21 protein-coding genes are annotated in these 17,811 nt (G+C 33.0%); 14 read left to right on the forward strand and 7 right to left on the reverse strand.

Annotated features, from left to right (window positions below; all coding sequences use genetic code 11):
- The first annotated feature begins 131 nt into the window (after window positions 1-131).
- Window positions 132-1,535 (forward strand): Na+/H+ antiporter NhaC, encoded by a 1,404-nt coding sequence (gene nhaC / locus AC1Q8M_RS04885; RefSeq protein ID WP_000843992.1) that lies wholly within the window; start codon window positions 132-134, stop codon window positions 1,533-1,535.
- Window positions 1,536-1,575: 40 nt separating this feature from the next.
- On the opposite strand, the gene AC1Q8M_RS04890 is transcribed toward nhaC, so the two are convergent.
- Window positions 1,576-1,956, reverse strand: a complete 381-nt coding sequence (locus AC1Q8M_RS04890; RefSeq protein WP_002153132.1) for a MerR family transcriptional regulator — start codon at window positions 1,954-1,956, stop codon at window positions 1,576-1,578.
- Window positions 1,957-1,972: 16 nt separating this feature from the next.
- Entirely contained in the window at window positions 1,973-2,683 is a 711-nt protein-coding gene (locus AC1Q8M_RS04895; protein WP_000759552.1) for an SDR family NAD(P)-dependent oxidoreductase, read from the reverse strand.
- A 191-nt stretch (window positions 2,684-2,874) separates the two neighbouring features.
- Here AC1Q8M_RS04895 and fumC point away from each other — a divergent pair, with 191 nt between their 5' ends.
- A complete protein-coding gene (gene fumC / locus AC1Q8M_RS04900; RefSeq protein ID WP_000456608.1) occupies window positions 2,875-4,263 on the forward strand; it encodes a class II fumarate hydratase in 1,389 nt (462 codons plus the stop codon).
- 95 nt (window positions 4,264-4,358) lie between these two features.
- Here the strand turns inward: fumC and AC1Q8M_RS04905 are convergent, their stop codons facing one another.
- Complete coding sequence (locus tag AC1Q8M_RS04905; protein WP_000669072.1) at window positions 4,359-4,781, reverse strand: PH domain-containing protein; 423 nt, start codon at window positions 4,779-4,781, stop codon at window positions 4,359-4,361.
- A 163-nt stretch (window positions 4,782-4,944) separates the two neighbouring features.
- On the opposite strand from AC1Q8M_RS04905, the gene AC1Q8M_RS04910 reads away from it, so the two are divergent.
- The 3 genes from AC1Q8M_RS04910 to AC1Q8M_RS04920 all read left to right on the forward strand — a co-directional run bounded on the left by AC1Q8M_RS04910 (window position 4,945) and on the right by AC1Q8M_RS04920 (window position 7,743).
- Window positions 4,945-5,106 (forward strand): hypothetical protein, encoded by a 162-nt coding sequence (locus AC1Q8M_RS04910; RefSeq protein ID WP_000221432.1) that lies wholly within the window; start codon window positions 4,945-4,947, stop codon window positions 5,104-5,106.
- Window positions 5,107-5,471: 365 nt separating this feature from the next.
- Window positions 5,472-6,236, forward strand: a complete 765-nt coding sequence (locus AC1Q8M_RS04915) for a DUF2087 domain-containing protein (RefSeq protein WP_098360922.1) — start codon at window positions 5,472-5,474, stop codon at window positions 6,234-6,236.
- 97 nt (window positions 6,237-6,333) lie between these two features.
- Complete coding sequence (locus tag AC1Q8M_RS04920) at window positions 6,334-7,743, forward strand: MATE family efflux transporter (RefSeq protein ID WP_000804127.1); 1,410 nt, start codon at window positions 6,334-6,336, stop codon at window positions 7,741-7,743.
- Between the two features lie 56 nt (window positions 7,744-7,799).
- Here the strand turns inward: AC1Q8M_RS04920 and AC1Q8M_RS04925 are convergent, their stop codons facing one another.
- Entirely contained in the window at window positions 7,800-8,498 is a 699-nt protein-coding gene (locus tag AC1Q8M_RS04925) for a peptidase E (protein ID WP_098360923.1), read from the reverse strand.
- A gap of 392 nt (window positions 8,499-8,890) precedes the next feature.
- On the opposite strand from AC1Q8M_RS04925, the gene AC1Q8M_RS04930 reads away from it, so the two are divergent.
- From AC1Q8M_RS04930 to AC1Q8M_RS04955, 6 genes are all read left to right on the forward strand, one after another.
- A complete protein-coding gene (locus AC1Q8M_RS04930) occupies window positions 8,891-9,289 on the forward strand; it encodes a DUF3942 family protein (RefSeq protein ID WP_000347529.1) in 399 nt (132 codons plus the stop codon).
- Between the two features lie 107 nt (window positions 9,290-9,396).
- Window positions 9,397-9,810: a BlaI/MecI/CopY family transcriptional regulator gene (locus tag AC1Q8M_RS04935; RefSeq protein ID WP_000495052.1), complete on the forward strand. Its 414-nt coding sequence runs from the start codon at window positions 9,397-9,399 to the stop codon at window positions 9,808-9,810.
- A 4-nt stretch (window positions 9,811-9,814) separates the two neighbouring features.
- The gene (locus tag AC1Q8M_RS04940; protein ID WP_065228601.1) at window positions 9,815-10,627 is read left to right on the forward strand and encodes a M56 family metallopeptidase; all 813 of its coding nucleotides are present in this window, start codon (window positions 9,815-9,817) and stop codon (window positions 10,625-10,627) included.
- Between the two features lie 53 nt (window positions 10,628-10,680).
- Window positions 10,681-11,394, forward strand: coding sequence for a cytochrome c-type biogenesis protein CcdA (gene ccdA, locus AC1Q8M_RS04945; protein WP_071714467.1), 714 nt, complete (start codon window positions 10,681-10,683; stop codon window positions 11,392-11,394).
- 18 nt (window positions 11,395-11,412) lie between these two features.
- A complete protein-coding gene (locus AC1Q8M_RS04950; RefSeq protein WP_000733187.1) occupies window positions 11,413-11,967 on the forward strand; it encodes a TlpA family protein disulfide reductase in 555 nt (184 codons plus the stop codon).
- A gap of 17 nt (window positions 11,968-11,984) precedes the next feature.
- A complete protein-coding gene (locus AC1Q8M_RS04955; protein ID WP_069355371.1) occupies window positions 11,985-12,665 on the forward strand; it encodes a prolipoprotein diacylglyceryl transferase family protein in 681 nt (226 codons plus the stop codon).
- 117 nt (window positions 12,666-12,782) lie between these two features.
- Here the strand turns inward: AC1Q8M_RS04955 and AC1Q8M_RS04960 are convergent, their stop codons facing one another.
- Both AC1Q8M_RS04960 and AC1Q8M_RS04965 read right to left on the reverse strand, forming a co-directional pair.
- Window positions 12,783-12,920: a hypothetical protein gene (locus AC1Q8M_RS04960; protein ID WP_000724012.1), complete on the reverse strand. Its 138-nt coding sequence runs from the start codon at window positions 12,918-12,920 to the stop codon at window positions 12,783-12,785.
- The gene (locus AC1Q8M_RS04965) at window positions 12,920-14,014 is read right to left on the reverse strand and encodes a response regulator aspartate phosphatase (RefSeq protein WP_098855586.1); all 1,095 of its coding nucleotides are present in this window, start codon (window positions 14,012-14,014) and stop codon (window positions 12,920-12,922) included. Before AC1Q8M_RS04965 ends, AC1Q8M_RS04960 begins: the two co-directional genes overlap by 1 nt.
- A gap of 143 nt (window positions 14,015-14,157) precedes the next feature.
- On the opposite strand from AC1Q8M_RS04965, the gene AC1Q8M_RS04970 reads away from it, so the two are divergent.
- A complete protein-coding gene (locus AC1Q8M_RS04970; protein ID WP_061660324.1) occupies window positions 14,158-14,334 on the forward strand; it encodes a hypothetical protein in 177 nt (58 codons plus the stop codon).
- A 39-nt stretch (window positions 14,335-14,373) separates the two neighbouring features.
- Here the strand turns inward: AC1Q8M_RS04970 and AC1Q8M_RS04975 are convergent, their stop codons facing one another.
- Complete coding sequence (locus AC1Q8M_RS04975; protein WP_000427637.1) at window positions 14,374-14,919, reverse strand: helix-turn-helix domain-containing protein; 546 nt, start codon at window positions 14,917-14,919, stop codon at window positions 14,374-14,376.
- A 145-nt stretch (window positions 14,920-15,064) separates the two neighbouring features.
- Here AC1Q8M_RS04975 and dsdA point away from each other — a divergent pair, with 145 nt between their 5' ends.
- The gene (gene dsdA, locus AC1Q8M_RS04980; protein WP_061660326.1) at window positions 15,065-16,396 is read left to right on the forward strand and encodes a D-serine ammonia-lyase; all 1,332 of its coding nucleotides are present in this window, start codon (window positions 15,065-15,067) and stop codon (window positions 16,394-16,396) included.
- A 154-nt stretch (window positions 16,397-16,550) separates the two neighbouring features.
- Complete coding sequence (locus tag AC1Q8M_RS04985) at window positions 16,551-17,798, forward strand: DUF445 domain-containing protein (protein WP_000058308.1); 1,248 nt, start codon at window positions 16,551-16,553, stop codon at window positions 17,796-17,798.
- Window positions 17,799-17,811 lie beyond the last annotated feature (13 nt).

Raw genomic sequence — 17,811 nt, forward strand, 5'->3', positions numbered from 1 at the left:
GGTTGTGAATATATTATACTGGAAAAATAAATCGAAATAATATGAAAATTTTGTTTTGTCTTCGCTAATTGTATATTACATACATGTAAGACGACATACGTCATGTTATCGACTTGTAAGGAGAGAAAAAAATGAAAAGTGTAAGATTACCATCGATGCTAGAAATCATAGTTCTTTTATTACTATTTCTTGCTGTTGTCTTTTCCTTCCAAACGATTTTTGATCTCCCAATTCAATTAGCGCTATTTATTTCATGGTTTTTAGTAATTGCGCTTGGATTAAGATTAGGATTTCGTTATCAAGAATTGCAAGATGCAATTACGAAAGGGATTTCTAACGGATTAGAAGCAATACTGATTTTAGTTGCAGTAGGTGCTTTAATTGGAACATGGATTGCTGGTGGGGTAGTACCAACATTAATCTATTATGGATTAGAATTTATTCACCCTAGCATATTCCTATTAGCAACATTAATTATTTGTTCTATAACTTCTATCGCAACAGGAACGTCTTGGGGAACAGTGGGAACAGCAGGTATTGCTATGATGGCGATTGGTGAAGGACTTGGTTTACCACTTCCGCTTGTTGCTGGTGCAGTTCTTTCAGGAGCTTATTTCGGCGACAAATTATCACCACTTTCTGATAGCACAGTTCTTGCAGCTTCTATGGCGAAAGTAGATGTTATTGCTCACGTTCGAGCTATGCTCGTATTAGATGTTCCGGCTTATATTATTACTAGTATTATGTTTACTGTAGCTGGTTGGATGTATGGCGGCGATAATGTAGATTTGAATCGAGTAGAATTTTTAAAAGAAGCTTTATTAAAGCAATTTGATATTAAAATATGGATGCTTGTTCCGGCGGTCATTGTTATCGTTCTATTAGCGATGAAGAAACCGTCTATGCCAACAATTGCAATGGGAGCTTTAATTGGTGCAATTTGGGCAACTCTTTTCCAAGGGATGAACTTTGGAGAGGCGATTGGAACAGCTTATAACGGATTCTCAATTCAATCTGGTGTTGAGTTTGTTGACAAGTTATTAAACCGTGGTGGAATTAACGGCATGCTTGGCTCAGTAGCCGTTATTATTTTCGGTTTAGGATTTGGTGGATTACTTGAAAAATTAGGTGTTTTAAAAGTAATCGTATCAAAATTTGAGAAGAAATTAAATTCTGCAGGTAATGTAACATTGTCTACATTAATCGTGGCATTCTTAGCTAATATATTTGGTTGTGCGATGTATGTATCACTAATTTTAACACCAAAAATTATGGAAGATAGCTATGATAAATTAAAAATAGACCGTCGTGTATTAGCGCGTAACTCAGAAGTAGGTGGAACGTTAACTTCAGGTATGGTTCCATGGTCTGATAATGGTATTTTTATGGCTGGTATTTTGGGTGTAGCAACGTTCTCATACGTTCCGTTTATGTGGTTAAGCTTCGTATCGTTAATTTTAGCAGTTATTTACGGATATACAGGCAAATTCATCTGGTATGTAGATGATGCAGATAAAGGAAAGCAAGCATCATAAAATAAAAATCACCTTCTACAATATGTAGAAGGTGATTTTTTTATTTTTTTATAGCATTTTCTGAAGTTATTTCATTCTCATATTTAGCAATTTTTTGTTGTATCTTTTTTAAGTTTTTTTCAGTGTCTTGAATGAGCTGTAAGACATTGGTCTCCTGTTGTTTCATTAATTCTAACCTTTGAAGGATGGTAGATTCTCCTTCCATAGACCAGTCGATAAATTGTTTTATTTTTTGAATTGGCATACCAGTGTTTTTTAAACACAAAATCATCTCTAAATATTTCAGTGCTTCTTCATCAAAAACTCGATCTCCTTTTTCGTTTCTTTGCAGAAAAGGAAACAGTCCTTGTTTATCGTAATAACGTATTTGAGAAATAGTTAAATGTTGCATTTTGGCGACTTGCCCAATTGTATAATACATATCATTCATCCTTTTATTACCAAGGTATAATGCCATCTTTGTTAAATATTTTACCATTATAGTTTGTTTCACTTAGTGCATATTTAATAATAATTTTAGCACTTTCAGTGGTTGTATGGCCACCGGGGGAATTTCCATTAAGATCCGTAGTTGTAAAACCAGGAGTTACTCCAAATACTTCTGGACCGTTAGTGGCAAATTCTTTACTAAAAGCTAATGTTAAAGCATTAATAGCTGTTTTGGAAGAATTATATCCTAGTGTATTAATTGGATGTGTTTCACCATTAGCAAACATTGTTAGTGAGGCCATGTCAGTTGTTACATTTATGATTTTACTGTTGCTTGATTTCTTTAATAATGGTAAAAAGGCTTGCATCATTTGGAAAGTTCCAAAAAAGTTAACTTCAAATCCTTGGCGTAAAGTTTCAATATTTAATTCACTAGGTAGCGTATTGAAGTCTAGCGCTATGCCTGCGTTATTAATTAATAAATGTAAGTGGTCAGTCGTTTCGTAAATTTTCTTTGTTGCTTCTTGAATGGATTGTGAATTTGAAATATCTACTTGAATATAGGAAACGTTTGAAACATTTAAAGATTCTACGGCTTGTTGTCCAAGTTGTTCATTACGAGCACCTAAAAATACGTGATAATCTTTTTCTGCTAATTGACGAACAAGTTCATATCCAATTCCTTTATTCGCACCTGTTATAAAAGCATATTTTTTCATATTGAATTCCTCCAGTAGTGTTATAGTAGGTTACAATGGAAAGGATACAGCCTAAACTTAAGTTTAGGTCAAGAGGAATTTTTTAAAATAAATATAGAATATCTATATATAAGAGTGAGAATTCTTATCATTTAAGAGAAAGTCTGTTATTATAAGAGATGTAGGTATTATATTTTCAAGGGGATGAAAACATGGAGTACAGAATTGAAAGAGATACATTAGGAGAAATAAAAGTTCCAGCTGATAAATTATGGGCAGCACAAACACAACGTAGTAAAGAAAACTTTCCAATTGGAACAGAGCAAATGCCGCTTGAAATTGTAAAAGCATTTGCAATTTTAAAGAAGAGTGCAGCGCTTAGCAATCAAAAATTAGGAAAGCTATCAGAAGAAAAAGCAGAAGCAATTGTAGAAGCTGCGGATGAAGTGATTGCAGGGAAATGGAATGAACATTTTCCGCTTGTCGTATGGCAAACAGGTAGTGGTACACAGTCAAACATGAATGTGAATGAAGTAATTGCAAATCGTGGGAATCAAATTTTGAAAGAGAAGGGATCTGACGTACATATTCATCCGAATGATGATGTGAACATGTCACAAAGTTCAAATGATACATTTCCAACGGCGCTTCATGTAGCTTGTGTAATCGCAGTAGAAAATCACGTATTACCAGCAATTACGAAATTAAAAGAAACTTTAGCAGAAAAAGTAACTGCATTTGAACATATTATAAAAATTGGTCGTACACATTTACAAGATGCAACGCCGTTAACTTTAGGGCAAGAAATTAGCGGATGGCACCGTATGCTTGAAAAAACAGAGCGTATGATTGCAGAGAGCAATACATATATGAAAGAGTTAGCAATTGGTGGAACTGCGGTTGGAACAGGTATTAATGCTCATCCTAAATTTGGTGAGATGGTATCAGAGGAAATTAGTCAATTTACAGGTAAACAATTTGTTTCTGCACCAAATAAGTTCCATGCATTAACGAGCCATGATGAAGTTGTATATACTCACGGTGCATTAAAAGCATTAGCTGCGGATCTAATGAAGATTGCTAACGATGTACGTTGGCTTGCAAGTGGTCCACGTAGTGGTCTTGGAGAAATTATTATTCCAGCAAATGAACCAGGGAGCTCTATTATGCCTGGTAAAGTAAATCCAACGCAAAGTGAAGCATTAACGATGGTTGTAGCGCAAGTGATGGGGAATGATGCAACAATCGGATTTGCTGCGAGCCAAGGTAACTTTGAGTTAAATGTATTTAAACCTGTTATTGCTTATAACTTCTTACAATCAGCTCACTTATTAGCGGATGCAATTGTTTCGTTTAATGACAATTGTGCAGTTGGTATTGAAGCAGATGAAGAAGTAATTAATGAAAATGTGAATCGTTCACTAATGCTTGTAACAGCGCTAAACCCACATATCGGATATGAAAATGCAGCGAAAATTGCGAAGCATGCTCATAAAGAAGGATTAACTTTAAAAGAAGCAGCGTTGCAATCTGGACTACTAACAGAAGAGCAATTTGATGAAATTGTAGATCCAAAGAAAATGATTGCTCCAAAAGAGTAATAGAAAAAGCCAAGATTCTTAGTATAGAATCTTGGCTTTTTTGATGTTCATTTTTAAGTTTCATCTACTTGCAATAATGCAAGCTTCAAAATATATTATTTGTTAGCAGGCGTATTCATTACTTTCATCTGTGGGCAGTTCTCTTTTAAGAGTGAAATGAATTTTTCTTCTTCTTGTGGTACGAAAGTGGTCACTGAGTCAAATAAATTATAATTAATTTCTAATTGTTGCCTAGTCCATTTTTTTGAACGAAGTTTTTTGCCAGAGTACTTAATATGGCGAATGTCTTTAAATGGGATTTCAGTACGAAGTATGAAACCGTGTTTTACAACAAGAGATGATTCCGTTACGTTGTAGTGAGAGAAATAGAATGAAGAAAGATTCACGATATTTAATAGCATCATGAGAGTGAAAAAAATAGAATTTTCATTTTGGAAGAATAACGAAACGAAAAAAATAATTATAAATAATGTAATGAAAATGACGTGGAATGGATTTTTTTTCGCTTTAAACTTCAAGTTAGTCACCTCGGTATACTTGTTCTTTAACTAAATTAAATCATAACATTGTGATAAAACGTGTGAATATGCAGAATTGCATATTCGCACGTTTTATTATTCATGTAAAATTTCTTGATGGGATAAATTCAAAAGAAGTTTTGTAATAGTGGAGTGGCATGAAGTGACTTACAAGAATAGAAAGATAGCGTTAGTCATAATTAGTTGTATGATGATTATGAGTAGTTGTGCTAATAAATTTGTTGAAGATAGAAATCGAAAGCATACATTTGTACAAGCAAGTAAGGTTTTAGTAGAGACTGTAAATAGAATATATAAAAAGTAAAGGGTGTTTTCTTATACGAAAACATCTTTTTTGTAGTTAAAATTGAATACTGAAGTTTTGGAATGAGTGAATACCAGTTCCATATTCACTAATCGCATATGTATTCTGTGCAATTTGTTTAACGGTAAACTAAGGGTCTTGAAGAATATTTATGTTCTATTTCACATCCTATAAAATGAATTTGTATAAACATATTCGCTTTTCGTTGTATTAAACCCTTTTGTTAGATGTTTTTATAAAAGTTTATAAAATGGGTAAACGAAACATTGAAATGTTTGTTTGCGTTGTGATAAGATGGTGAAGTGATAATAAACGTTATGCTGATTTGTTTGGTTTTAAATAAACATTTTAAAGGAGTGTTTAGTATGAGTGATATTTCAGAGAAGTTTTGGGATGCGTCAATAGAGGAATTAAAGAAAGGGTATGTGTTTGATGAAGAAAAAGAGGAGTACATTTGCTTAGCTTGTGGTGAAACATTTATTAAAGGTGTTATTTATCAAGATAACCAAATTTTGTATGAAGCAGAGAAGTTCGTCCAATTGCATATTCAAAATGAGCATACGTCTATGTTTGATTATTTGTTAAATATGGATAAGAAATTTACTGGTTTAACGGATTTACAAAAGAAAATGGTTCAGTTTTTCCATATGGGACTGAATGATAAAGAAATTGTAAAAGAAATGGATGGCGGAAGTACATCAACAATTCGTAATCATCGATTTACACTGCGAGAGAAAATGAAGCAAGCAAAAGTATTTTTAGCGCTAATGGAATTATCAGAAGAAAAATCAAAAGTACAAACGAAATTTGTGCCAATTCATAGAACAGCAACGATGGTGGATGATCGATACAATATTACGGAAGAAGAAAATGATGAAGTATTAAAAGCTCATTTTACAGAAGGATTAGATGGACCTCTCTCTAAATTTCCGAAGAAACAAAAGCGTAAATTAATTATATTGCGCCATTTAGTGAAGAAGTTTGATAGTAATAAAAAGTATACTGAAAAAGAAGTAAATACAGTGATAGAAAATGTATACCCTGATTTTGTAACAATAAGAAGATATTTAATCGAATATGGATTTTTAGATCGAACAGCCGATGGAAGTCAATATTGGGTGAAGTTATAATTATACGAAAAGAAAATGAATAGAAGCACAGTATCATAACAACTATACAAAGAGATAGAGATTGAAAATAGATGTTTAATAAAAGGAGAAATGAAATTTGAAACCACCTGCAGATAACAATAAAGAAGGTGCGGAGTCACATAAGTTGGAAAGTGAGAGTAAACCGATTTGGAAATCGATGTCGATGTTTTTAGTACCGTTATTATTAAGTAATGTACTACAATCAGTTGGACAATTATTTGGTATGGTAGTAGTAGGAAGATGGCTTGGAGTTAATGATTTAGCGGCTATATCAGCATTCTTCCCATTATTTTTCTTGCTCGTTTCATTTGTAATTGGTATCGGTTCAGGAAGCTCTATTTTAATTGGTCAGGCGTTTGGTGCTAAAAACGAAGATCGTTTAAAAGCTATCGTTGGTACGACGTTGACGTTTACCTTTATTATTGGAGTTGTGTTGGCGATAATAGGCAGTATTTTTGCGATGGATATTATGCGTCTAATGGGAACGCCAGAAAATATTATTGAAATAAGTGTACATTATGCACGGATTTTATTTATATCGATGCCAGTATTATTTTTATATTTCGCATATACAACATTTATGAGAGGTACAGGAGATTCTAAAACGCCATTTTACTTTTTAATTGTAAGTACAGCGCTAAATATGATTTTATTACCAGTTCTTATTTTTGGATGGTTAGGAGCTCCGAAATTAGATGTGTATGGAGCGGCCTATGCATCTGTTATATCTACAGTTATTACGTTTATTGTCATGCTTGTGTATTTAAAGAAGAAAAATCACCCATTACAACTAGATGGCACGGTTAGAAAATACCTTCGAATGGATGGGGAGTTATTAAAGCTATTGCTAAGGCTCGGTATACCAGCAAGTATAAATATGATATTAGTATCATTATCTGAGATTGCCGTAATCGCATTTGTAAATCGTTACGGTTCGGATGCAACAGCTGCTTACGGCGTTGTGAATCAAGTTGCAAGTTATGTACAAATGCCAGCAGTTAGCCTTGGTATTACAGTTTCCATTTTTGCGGCACAATCGATTGGTGCGAATCAATTTGATCGATTGCAGAAAGTTGTGAAGGCTGGAATTATTATGAACTACGTCATCGGTGGTGTGTTAATATCTCTTATTTACTTATTCTCAAGAGACATCTTATCACTATTTTTAACGAGTCAAACTACAATTGAAATTGCTCATAGCTTAGTTATGATTACGTTATGGAGTTATTTAATTTTCGGTCATGCACAAATTATTAGTGCGACAATGCGAGCGAGCGGTACAGTACTTTGGCCAACTGTTATTGGAGTTGTTTCAATTTGGCTTGTAGAAGTACCAGTAGCATATTATCTTTCTTACCATACAAGTCTTGGAATAGAAGGCATTTGGATCGGGTATCCAGCAGCATTTATTGTCAGCTTAATATTACAGTATGCATACTATAAGCTTTCATGGCAAAAGAAACGAATTACACGATTAGTTAGTTAAATAGAAAAATGTCCCTAAGTTATTAGACTTAGGGACATTTTTTCGTAAGTTCAGGTTTATAAATAGCTTTTTAAAGTTATATCAAAATGTTGTCTAATGAGTGTTTTATCACTCATATAAAACTCCCACGCTTTTTCCGGTTCACCGATAATCTCAAAGGATTCTTCTGTAATATATAAAGCGCAATTATCCTCGAGTGCAATTCCTTCTATATTCCCTTGATGATTTTGTAAAAAGGAATGGAAGGCGTTCATTCTGTTTAATTGATTATAATGTGGACAAAATCTTTTATTAACAATCCCCCATCCGTTACTTTCTATATAACCAGAACCTTCATAATCTGATCGGATATTAGACGTGAACCAACACATAGCACCAGCGCTATAACCAGCAATAAGTGTTCCTTGTTGCAGAGCCAATAATAATTTTTCATCGAGTCTATGTTCTTTCCATTGCGTAAGCATGTGAATATAGTTCCCGCCACCTAGATAAATTAAATCGGCTGAATGAATCATCTCGTCTATTTCATACTTAGAAGGTGAATCTGTTGTAGTACGTAAAATTTGTACTTCGCAATGTAATTGTTTTTCAAACGTGTCTAAAAATAATTTTATATAGCTTTCATCATCATGACTAGCCGTTGGAATAAACAATATTTTTGGGTACTGTTTATTTGTTAATTCTATAAGGCGTTCATTAATAGGCAAGTGATTTGAATCTTGTAAATCACCGCCACCAATGACAGCTAATTTCATAGTAAAGCACCACCTAATCATTTTTGTTATATAAAAATTCGATAGAAGAGAGTTACATTCCTTCCGTAATGTAATCAATAATTAGAAAATATAGCTTAAGTATATCGGAATAGTAAAGAAACTACTGACTATATATACCAATGCATTAGAAACCATTCATTGATATATAATATTTCATACTAATGTTTCAAAATATGGAAAAAATATGTTTAAATAGATATAATGACGCATTCATTCATATTGAATTCATACTTATATTTTAAAAGGGTATCGGAAATAATAGCGATTTTCTAAAACAGTTTTTACTTTTAATAGGAAGTTTTATTACAATATGGTAAAATTATTTCAATATATTTATTTAATATGAAATACAAAGAAGGAGCGTGAAAAAAGTGGATTTTCGATTTGAATTTACAACGAAGCTGAAAGAATACTTAGACGATGAGAAGGATGAAAAAATAATAAAAGATGGACATAGAGATGTAATTTTTCACTATTTATATGCGTTAGAGACTGAAATTGGCGTTGTTAAAAATCCTAATTTTACTTTTTTTGCATCAGGAAGACGTTCACATATAGTGTTAGAAAACGTTGAATTTAAAACAGAAGTGAATGTGAAAAGTAATATAATCGAAATTGTAAAAATAGTGGATAATGTAGTTATTCCATTAGATACTATCGTAGCGAAAGATCGGGAATTATTTGCCCTTGGGCGTAATGAGAAGTTTAGTGTACAAATATTAGAGCAGTACCTTTTTGATACATTTGGAGAAAAATTAGGTTTAAAATGAATGGAATAGCCTATGTATTTATAGGTAGTTAATTTTCGTATATATCATTTACGTTTGACCTTTCATTTAATTTATACTACAATTCGTAGTGTGAAAGGAGTTGTACAATGTTTACTCAAAACTATAAGTTAAATGAGCACGGGTTAAATCATTTCTTTGGACCGCTTGAAGCAAAAATTATGGAGATTGTTTGGTCTAGCGATGGTATTACGATTAAAGAAGTGCAGCAGAAATTAAGTGAAGAATCACCTGTGAATTTTAACACTGTTATGACAGTTATGAACAGGTTAGTAGAGAAATTACACTTAGAAAAACAGACTGTGAAAAGAAGTGGCATATATCGTGCTGTACAAACGAAAGAAGAATTCTTATCCAATCAAACGAAGAAAATGACACAGGAATTGATGGGGGAATTTGGAGATTTAGTTGTAAATCATATGTTAGATGAGTTAGAGCAGGCTGATCCGACTTTAATAAAAAAGTTAGAAGACAAATTGAGTCAGTTAAAAAAAGAGGATTAATGAAATGAAATGGCAAATGCGTAAAATCGTATTGTTAGCAGTAATTGTTAGTACCCTCTTTTTCAGCTTGTTACTGTATTACGTTACATATCCATTTCTGTTTCAAAATAAGATGTTCCTTCTTTCAAAATTTTGCTTGTTCCAGTTAGAAAAACATATGAAAGAATTATCGCTGATTCGTATAATAATCGCTGGATTATTATTACTTACTGTATTAATCGTGTGCAAAAGAATTTGGCGACAATTTTTCTATAGTAAAAAATTACAAAAAGTACTTATCCCTTTCATCCGAAAAGGAAAACAAATATATATATTGCCGACTACGGAAGTTGCGGCATTTACAATTGGGCTATTTCGTCCGAAAGTTGTCATGTCAGAAGGGATGCTTCAAACATTTTCAGATGAAGAAATGGATGCAATTATTTTCCATGAAGAATATCATCAAAAGAATTGGGATCCGCTAAAATTATTTTGTTTTACGCTATTAGCAGAAGGAATGATGTACATACCAATATTAAAAGGGTTGTTACAGCGATATCATACGTATCAGGAACTAGCTGCTGATAAATATGCGATGCAAAAAATGGAATCCTCACTTGAGTTAGGTAGCGCGTTATTAAAATTAATTAAAATAAAGACAATGGAAAATCGATGCGTTACAGCTTTATTTGCAAAAACAGCAATAAATTTACGAATCGAGCAAGTGTTAAATGAAAAGGTTGTTAAGCTTACTATTCCGTTACATACGAATTCGGTATATGTAACAGTAGGTTTATTCTGTATGTCGGTTGTACTTATTGTCGGAGAGTGCATATAGCCTCTTTTTTTTAGAATAAACACTACTCGTTGTAGTGTTTCAGGGGGAATAAAATGAATGCAGCAGATTTAACAATTTGGCTTGTGGCTGGGGCCGGAGTATTGTCATTTATATCACCGTGCTCTTTACCGCTATATCCGTCTTATTTATCTTATATTACAGGTGTGTCTATTCAAGATTTAAAAGAAAATCGTGGGATTATGCAAAAATCAGCGATTATACATACAGTATTTTTTATGATCGGATTTTCGGTTATATTTTACGCGTTAGGTTTATCGGTAAGTTGGATTGGAATAACATTTTCATCTAACCAAAAATTGATTCAACAAATTGGTGGGATTTTTATTGTTTTAATGGGGCTATTTATGACGGGGTTGTTTCAGCCTAAGTGGCTTATGGCAGAGAAAAAGGTGCAGTATAAAAGTAAATCGACTGGATTTATTCGCTCGATTTTAGTCGGTATGACATATGCAGCGGGTTGGACGCCATGTGTTGGACCGATATTTTCAGCTGTACTCATGCTTGGCGCGACGAATCCTGAAGGGGCACTTCTTTATATTACAGCGTATACTCTTGGTTTTGCGGTTCCATTTTTCGTGATGGCATTCTTTATTGGGAAGGTAAAATGGATTGTTACATATGCCAATGTCATGATGAAAATTGGCGGTGGAATGATGATTGTAACGGGTATTTTATTGTATACAAATCAAATGACGAAAATTACAGCATTCTTTATTCGTCTATTCGGTGGATTTACAGGTTTTTAAAAATGAGGAGGAAGAAAAGTGAAGAAACTAATTGCTATTATACTAGTAGGTGCTCTCGTTTGGGCGGGGGTTAACTTTTATAATTCAAAGAAAGAAGAAAAGGAAAGAAAAGCAAAGCAAGCAGAGTTACAGGAGAAAGAAGTATTACCACAAGTCGGTTTTAAAGCACCTAGCATCACATTAAAAGGATTAGACGGAAAGTTGCAGTCGTTAAATGATGCTAAGGGAAAACCATATATTATTAATTTTTGGGCATCATGGTGTGGACCGTGTGAAATGGAGGCACCTGATTTAGTTCATATGTATGATAAATATAAAAAGGATGTTGAAATTTTTGCGGTGAATGCAACTGTTAGTGACCCAGTACAAGAAGCAAGCGCATTTGCTAATCGCTATGGGTTTGAGTTTCCTGTTCTATTAGATATGGACGGAGTAGCTGGACTAGATTATAAAGTATTCTCTTTACCGACGACATTTTTTGTTAATAAAGATGGAATTATAGTAGATCATGTACGAGGTGTATTACCACCAGATCAATTAGAAAAGAAATTTAAGAAATTGATTGAGAATTAAAAGGAGATTTCGTGACGATGGAGTGGATCGTGAGGTTACAACCCATATCTCTTATAATTGGAAGTCTATTTGGATTTGTGTTGATGAAACGAAAGATGAGGCATCAAAATGTATCATATGAAAAAATGATGGATGCCGTAACAAATGCTTTTCTTATCATCGTATTTGTATGGAAGTTTGCACCATCAATTTTAAATCCTGTATGGGCCTTTGGGGCGCCAGTGCAAGCAATATTAGCTGTTGGAAGTATGCAACATATTGTAGTAGGATGCGTGATTGCGAGTGTATACATTGTTTGGAAAAGTAAAAAGGAGCAATTTTCGCTTCGTATTTTACTTGATGCATTGCCTTTTGGTCTGTGTGTGAGTATTATCTTTTATTTTCTATTACATCATGAAGTAGGTGCACAAACGACACTACCATGGGGAATGAAAATATATGAATCTAAACTTTTATATCACCCTATTTTCGTATATGAGATCAGCCTTGCTCTTTGTATAATGGGCTTGTTATGGATGAAAAATGAAAGGCTCGGAAATGGAAAGAATATAAGTGTTTTTCTAATTATTGAGGGGTTTGCTCATATTATTATTTCGCTTGTTAGTGAACAAAATTCGGTTCTGTTTGGTCTATCAGCAGAGCAAATAATGAGCTTTTGTATTATTAGTTTAGGGATTTTGTTGGTGCCGAAAAAATAAAAGATAGCCATGTACAGAGAGTATATGGCTATCTTTTATAAGCATATTTCTTCATCATATGCTAAATCATTATATTATAGAAACTTAAAAACCCCTTTATTAGGGGTTTTTAGGTTTCTATAGGTCTGCATGTGTTTCTTGTTTATCTGTATCCCATTTTGGAAGTTGTTTTGCTTGTTGACTTTCAGTAAAATTATTAAATCCAAAAGCAAGTATGCATGTAAAGGTTAAAATAGCTAAACTAATCTTTTTCATTATCTTAGTGCCTCCTTAGTTAATAATTTTTGTTTTGCTTCGTAAGTATTGAAAAAATATTTTTGAGATTTCTCTATTTTATTCACTTTATGAAATTCTACTGCTAATAATTCGTAATATTCTTGTACATAATCGTATAATTCTTTACTGTTAAAATATGTAGTGCCTGCAATGATTGCGTTTTCTAATTCGTCTAGAATACCAGTGTGTTGTGTTTTTAAGATAGTGAAATGGTGTTTATATTCTTGATTATTTAATTCATTACAAATTTCTAAGCCTTTTTGAACCCAATCGTTTGCAATTTCTTTTTCATTTAAACTAAAATGTTCTTTGGCTTGTAGAAAATTGGCTTTTAGGTGTTTAGGTAATTTGTTTGTAACTATTGTAAGATGTCTAATAGCAAGGGTTGATAGATTTTGAGAAGAGTAGAGCCAACCTAAGTTATTTCGAACTTTTAAGATTAGTGTATCGTCTTTCAGCTTTTGTAAAATATTGATTGCTGAATTATAGTTCTCTTCGGCTTGTTCGAATTGTTTTAAATAAACAGAACATGAGCCTAAAATGTTTTCGCATAGAGCTATTTTAATTTCATAACGTGGATATTTTGAGAAAATCTCTTTAGCTTGATTTGCATAATTGATTGCTGTAAGTGGTTTGTTTGTATGGTGATTAAATATAGCGAATTTATATTTATATTCAGCTTCTTCTAGTTCGCCTGGTACATGTTTTAAAAGGGATTCAGCTTTTTCGTATTCTTTTTTTGCTTCATCATAATTTCCAATAATGGTAGCATGTTCAGCTTTAAAAAAGTGATAATAATAAGTAATAAAGTCTTCAGTTATTGGATTGTCTAAACGAACAATTTGACTAAAAGTATCATATTTAATGTTTGTCCAATCGGTTAGGACCTTATATTTAAAGTTTAGTAGGGAGTAGTAAAGCGATAGATTTTGATCAGCTTCAATTTTATTAATCTGTTTCTCTATTTTTTCTTTTAATTGTTTCGCTTCAATTAATTGCTCCGCTACCATTACTTGATATAAAATGTTTAATTCGTTGACAATCTGTTCATGCCCTTTTAATAACACACTCATTATATATTCCCCCATCCGATAAAAGTATCCTAATTTAATTATTTCTATAATAGCAAAATAGAAGAAGTATAAGAGTGATTTTACCATATTTTTCAACAAAATTCTGAAAAATCAATTAATTTTTACGTGTTTCTTATTTTTATGTGAATATTACAAGTGCCTCTGGTAGTGGTGGGATGAATCTGACTCATGATACGTTAGCATCAATGGGAGGGATAGTTTCACTTGTAAATATGTTATTAGGAGGATTGTTCGGATTGGGTCCAACTGTTAAGTTTTTAACAAAAATTTCACTTTCTTATTTAACAAAAACAGGATAATCCTCATTTTATAAGAATCATCCTGTTTTTATTGATATATTAAAAAATCGGCGGAGTAACAGAAAATAAGACAATCGCGTTTTTTTCAAAATGATTCACCCATTTATGCTTTAAATAAGCAGGTATTTTTACACTATCGCCAGTTTCTAATACGTATTCTTCCTCATTTAAATATAATGTGATTTTCCCATCTAAGACAAATGCTAATTCTTCTCCTTTATGTTCTAGCACATTTTCTGATGAAGCTGTATTAGGCGGGACGGTCATAATTGCTGTTGCTAAATTTCCAGTGAAATCAGGTGAAAGCATTTCATATGATAAATTATCAATAATCATTTTCTTTCGTTTATGGGAACGTACAATTAAATCGTCTGTATTTGTATCTTCAAGTAAAAAGCTAAATGTTGGCACATCAAGAGCTTTAGCAAGCACTTTTAATGTTTGGATAGAAGGGTTAGCGGACCCGCGCTCAATTTGACTTAACATTGATGGTGTAATATCGGCCATCTTTGCTAGTTCTTTACTAGTTAAACCTTTTTCTTTTCTTTGTTTTTCAATTTTTTTACCAATATCTATATTTTCCATAATGAAAATCTCCTTAATAATTATTAAATTATATTTAAATAAATTAAATTAAAATTAACTTAATGGGATTATTTGTGTTAAACTATATTAAAATTAATTATAATTTATTGTATGGTGAGCTACAAGGATATAAGGAGGAAACAAAATGAAAGAAATAGGGGCATTACAAGCAGAATATCCATTAGTGAATAAGCTTATTGCAACAGAAGAAGTATTTTGGATAAATCCAAACATAGAAATGTATGAAACAGCAATAAAAGATTCACCACTTAATGAAGAGAATGTAAAAGATGCGGAAGAGAGATTAAAGCGTTTTGCACCATATATTGCGAAAGTTTTTCCTGAAACGAAAGGGGCGAACGGCATAATCGAATCACCTTTAGTGAAAATACCTTCTATGAAAGAAGCATTAGAGAGAAAATATGAGCAACCTATTTTAGGAGAATTATTATTAAAATGTGATAGTCATCTTCCAATATCAGGATCAATTAAAGCTAGGGGCGGCATTTATGAAGTGTTGAAACATGCTGAGCAACTAGCATTGCAGCACGGAATGGTAACAGAAGAAGATAATTATTCCGTTTTAGATAGTGATACATGTAGAGAGTTTTTCTCGAAATATTCAATTGCAGTAGGTTCTACAGGGAATTTAGGACTTAGCATAGGGATTATGAGTGCGAATCTAGGTTTTAATGTAACTGTTCATATGTCAGCAGACGCAAAAAAATGGAAGAAAGATTTATTAAGAAGTAAAGGTGTAAACGTTATTGAATATGAAGATGATTATAGCAAAGCAGTAGAAGAAGGAAGAAGACAAGCGGATGCGGATCCTAGCTGTTATTTTGTAGACGATGAAAACTCACATGATTTATTTTTAGGATACGCAGTAGCCGCATCACGATTACAAAAGCAATTAGAAGAGTTAGAGGTTGTAGTAGATGAAGATCATCCTTTATTTGTTTACCTTCCGTGCGGAGTAGGAGGAGGACCTGGCGGAGTAGCATTCGGTTTAAAGTTATTGTATAAAGATAATGTTCATTGTTTCTTTGCAGAGCCAACACATTCTCCTTGTATGTTACTCGGCTTAATGACAGGCCTTCATGACAAAATTTCCGTTCAAGATATCGGAATTGATAATGTAACAGATGCGGATGGACTTGCGGTAGGAAGGCCATCTGGATTTGTCGGTAAAACGATGGAACCATTTTTGAGTGGGAATTACACAGTAAGTGATGAAGAGTTATATAGATTGTTAAAAGAACTAGCTGATACTGAGAATATTGATTTAGAGCCTTCTGCACTAGCAGGTATGATAGGGCCAGTGAAAGTATGTAAAGAAGATGAGTATTTACAAAAGCAACAGTTAACAGAGAAGGTGAAAAAAGGTACTCATATTGTGTGGGGAACGGGTGGAAGTATGGTTCCAAAAGATGTAATGAATGAGTATTATAGGAAAGGTTTGGAATTAACGGTATAAGAAAAATGAGGCTAGTTGTAGCCTCATTTTTTCATGTACATAAAAATCTTTGTTATTTTCACAATAGTTCTTTATAGTATATATAAAGGATAACTAATATTGAATAAATACAACAAAAAAGCTTTATTTTACATAATAAGAGGATGTGTATACGATGTCATTACAGACTAAATATATAGCGGGTATTTCGCTTGGGGTTATGGGTGTCGGTTTTGCGGCTTCTATCCCTTTTCAAGGAACGGTAGCTGGAGAGATTATACAAGGTGGATTTGAAGCTGGATTGGTTGGTGGACTTGCGGATTGGTTCGCGGTTACAGCTTTATTCCGTCATCCGATGGGAATACCAATTCCGCATACAGCTTTGTTACCTAAAAACCGTAAACGGGTAACGAAAGGACTCATTCATACGTTAGAAAATGAATGGCTGACGAAAGAAAGTATTACGAATAAAGTAAAAGAGATGCAGTTAGCACAAATGGTACTGCAAATTGCTGAGAGAGAAATGCAGTCTGATGCTGTGAAAAAGGGGATTGTAACGATTGCAGAGAAAGCAATTGTTACAATAGATACAGAAAAGTTAGCTGTTATTATTGAAAAAGAATTAAAAACATATTTGCATACAATTAATACAAGTAACATTTTACAAGTGCTTGTTGATCAATTAGTTGTGCAAGAATATGATGAAAAGACACTTGATTACATATTAGTGAAGGTAAAAGATTGGACAGCGCAAGATGAAGCTCGTTACCAGCTCGGTAGCTTAGGTATGAAGGCGATGGAAAATATAAAAGTAGATGGATTCTTGCAGTTTACTTTGAAATCATTTATGAATATTGTAGATGAAGATAAAATTGGCGGCATTTTGCAGAAGTTTATCATTAGTAATATTAACAGCTTACAAGAGGCTGATAATAGCACAAGACAACTTATATTAGCGAAGATTCGTCAAGAAATTATCAATGTAAAAGAAAATGAAGCCTTATTACAGGAATTAGAAAATTGGAAAGAAAAGTGGATTGCGAATTGGAATGCTACTGACAAAATAAAAGAGATGCTAGAGCAAGTACAACAAAGAGCAGTTGCTTTTGTAAATAATGAAGAATTTGCTGATAAATATGTTATTCCATTTTTACAAAAACAAATGAACAAAATAAAAGAAGATGAACAAACTGTTCAAAAAATAGAGGAGTGGTTACAAAAGCAAGTTGTCACACTTGTGGAAAAGAACCATTCGAAAATCGGTAAGCTTGTACAAGAAAATCTTGATAAGTTAGATGATAAAACGTTAATCGAAATGATTGAAAATAATGTCGGTAAAGATTTACAGTGGATCCGAGTGAACGGGGCGGTTTGCGGATTTATGATTGGATTAGTGTTAGAAGGAATTAAAGCGATTATATGAGAAAAACCTTCCG

Source organism: Bacillus sp. GW823-FHT06A10 (assembly GCF_058795375.1).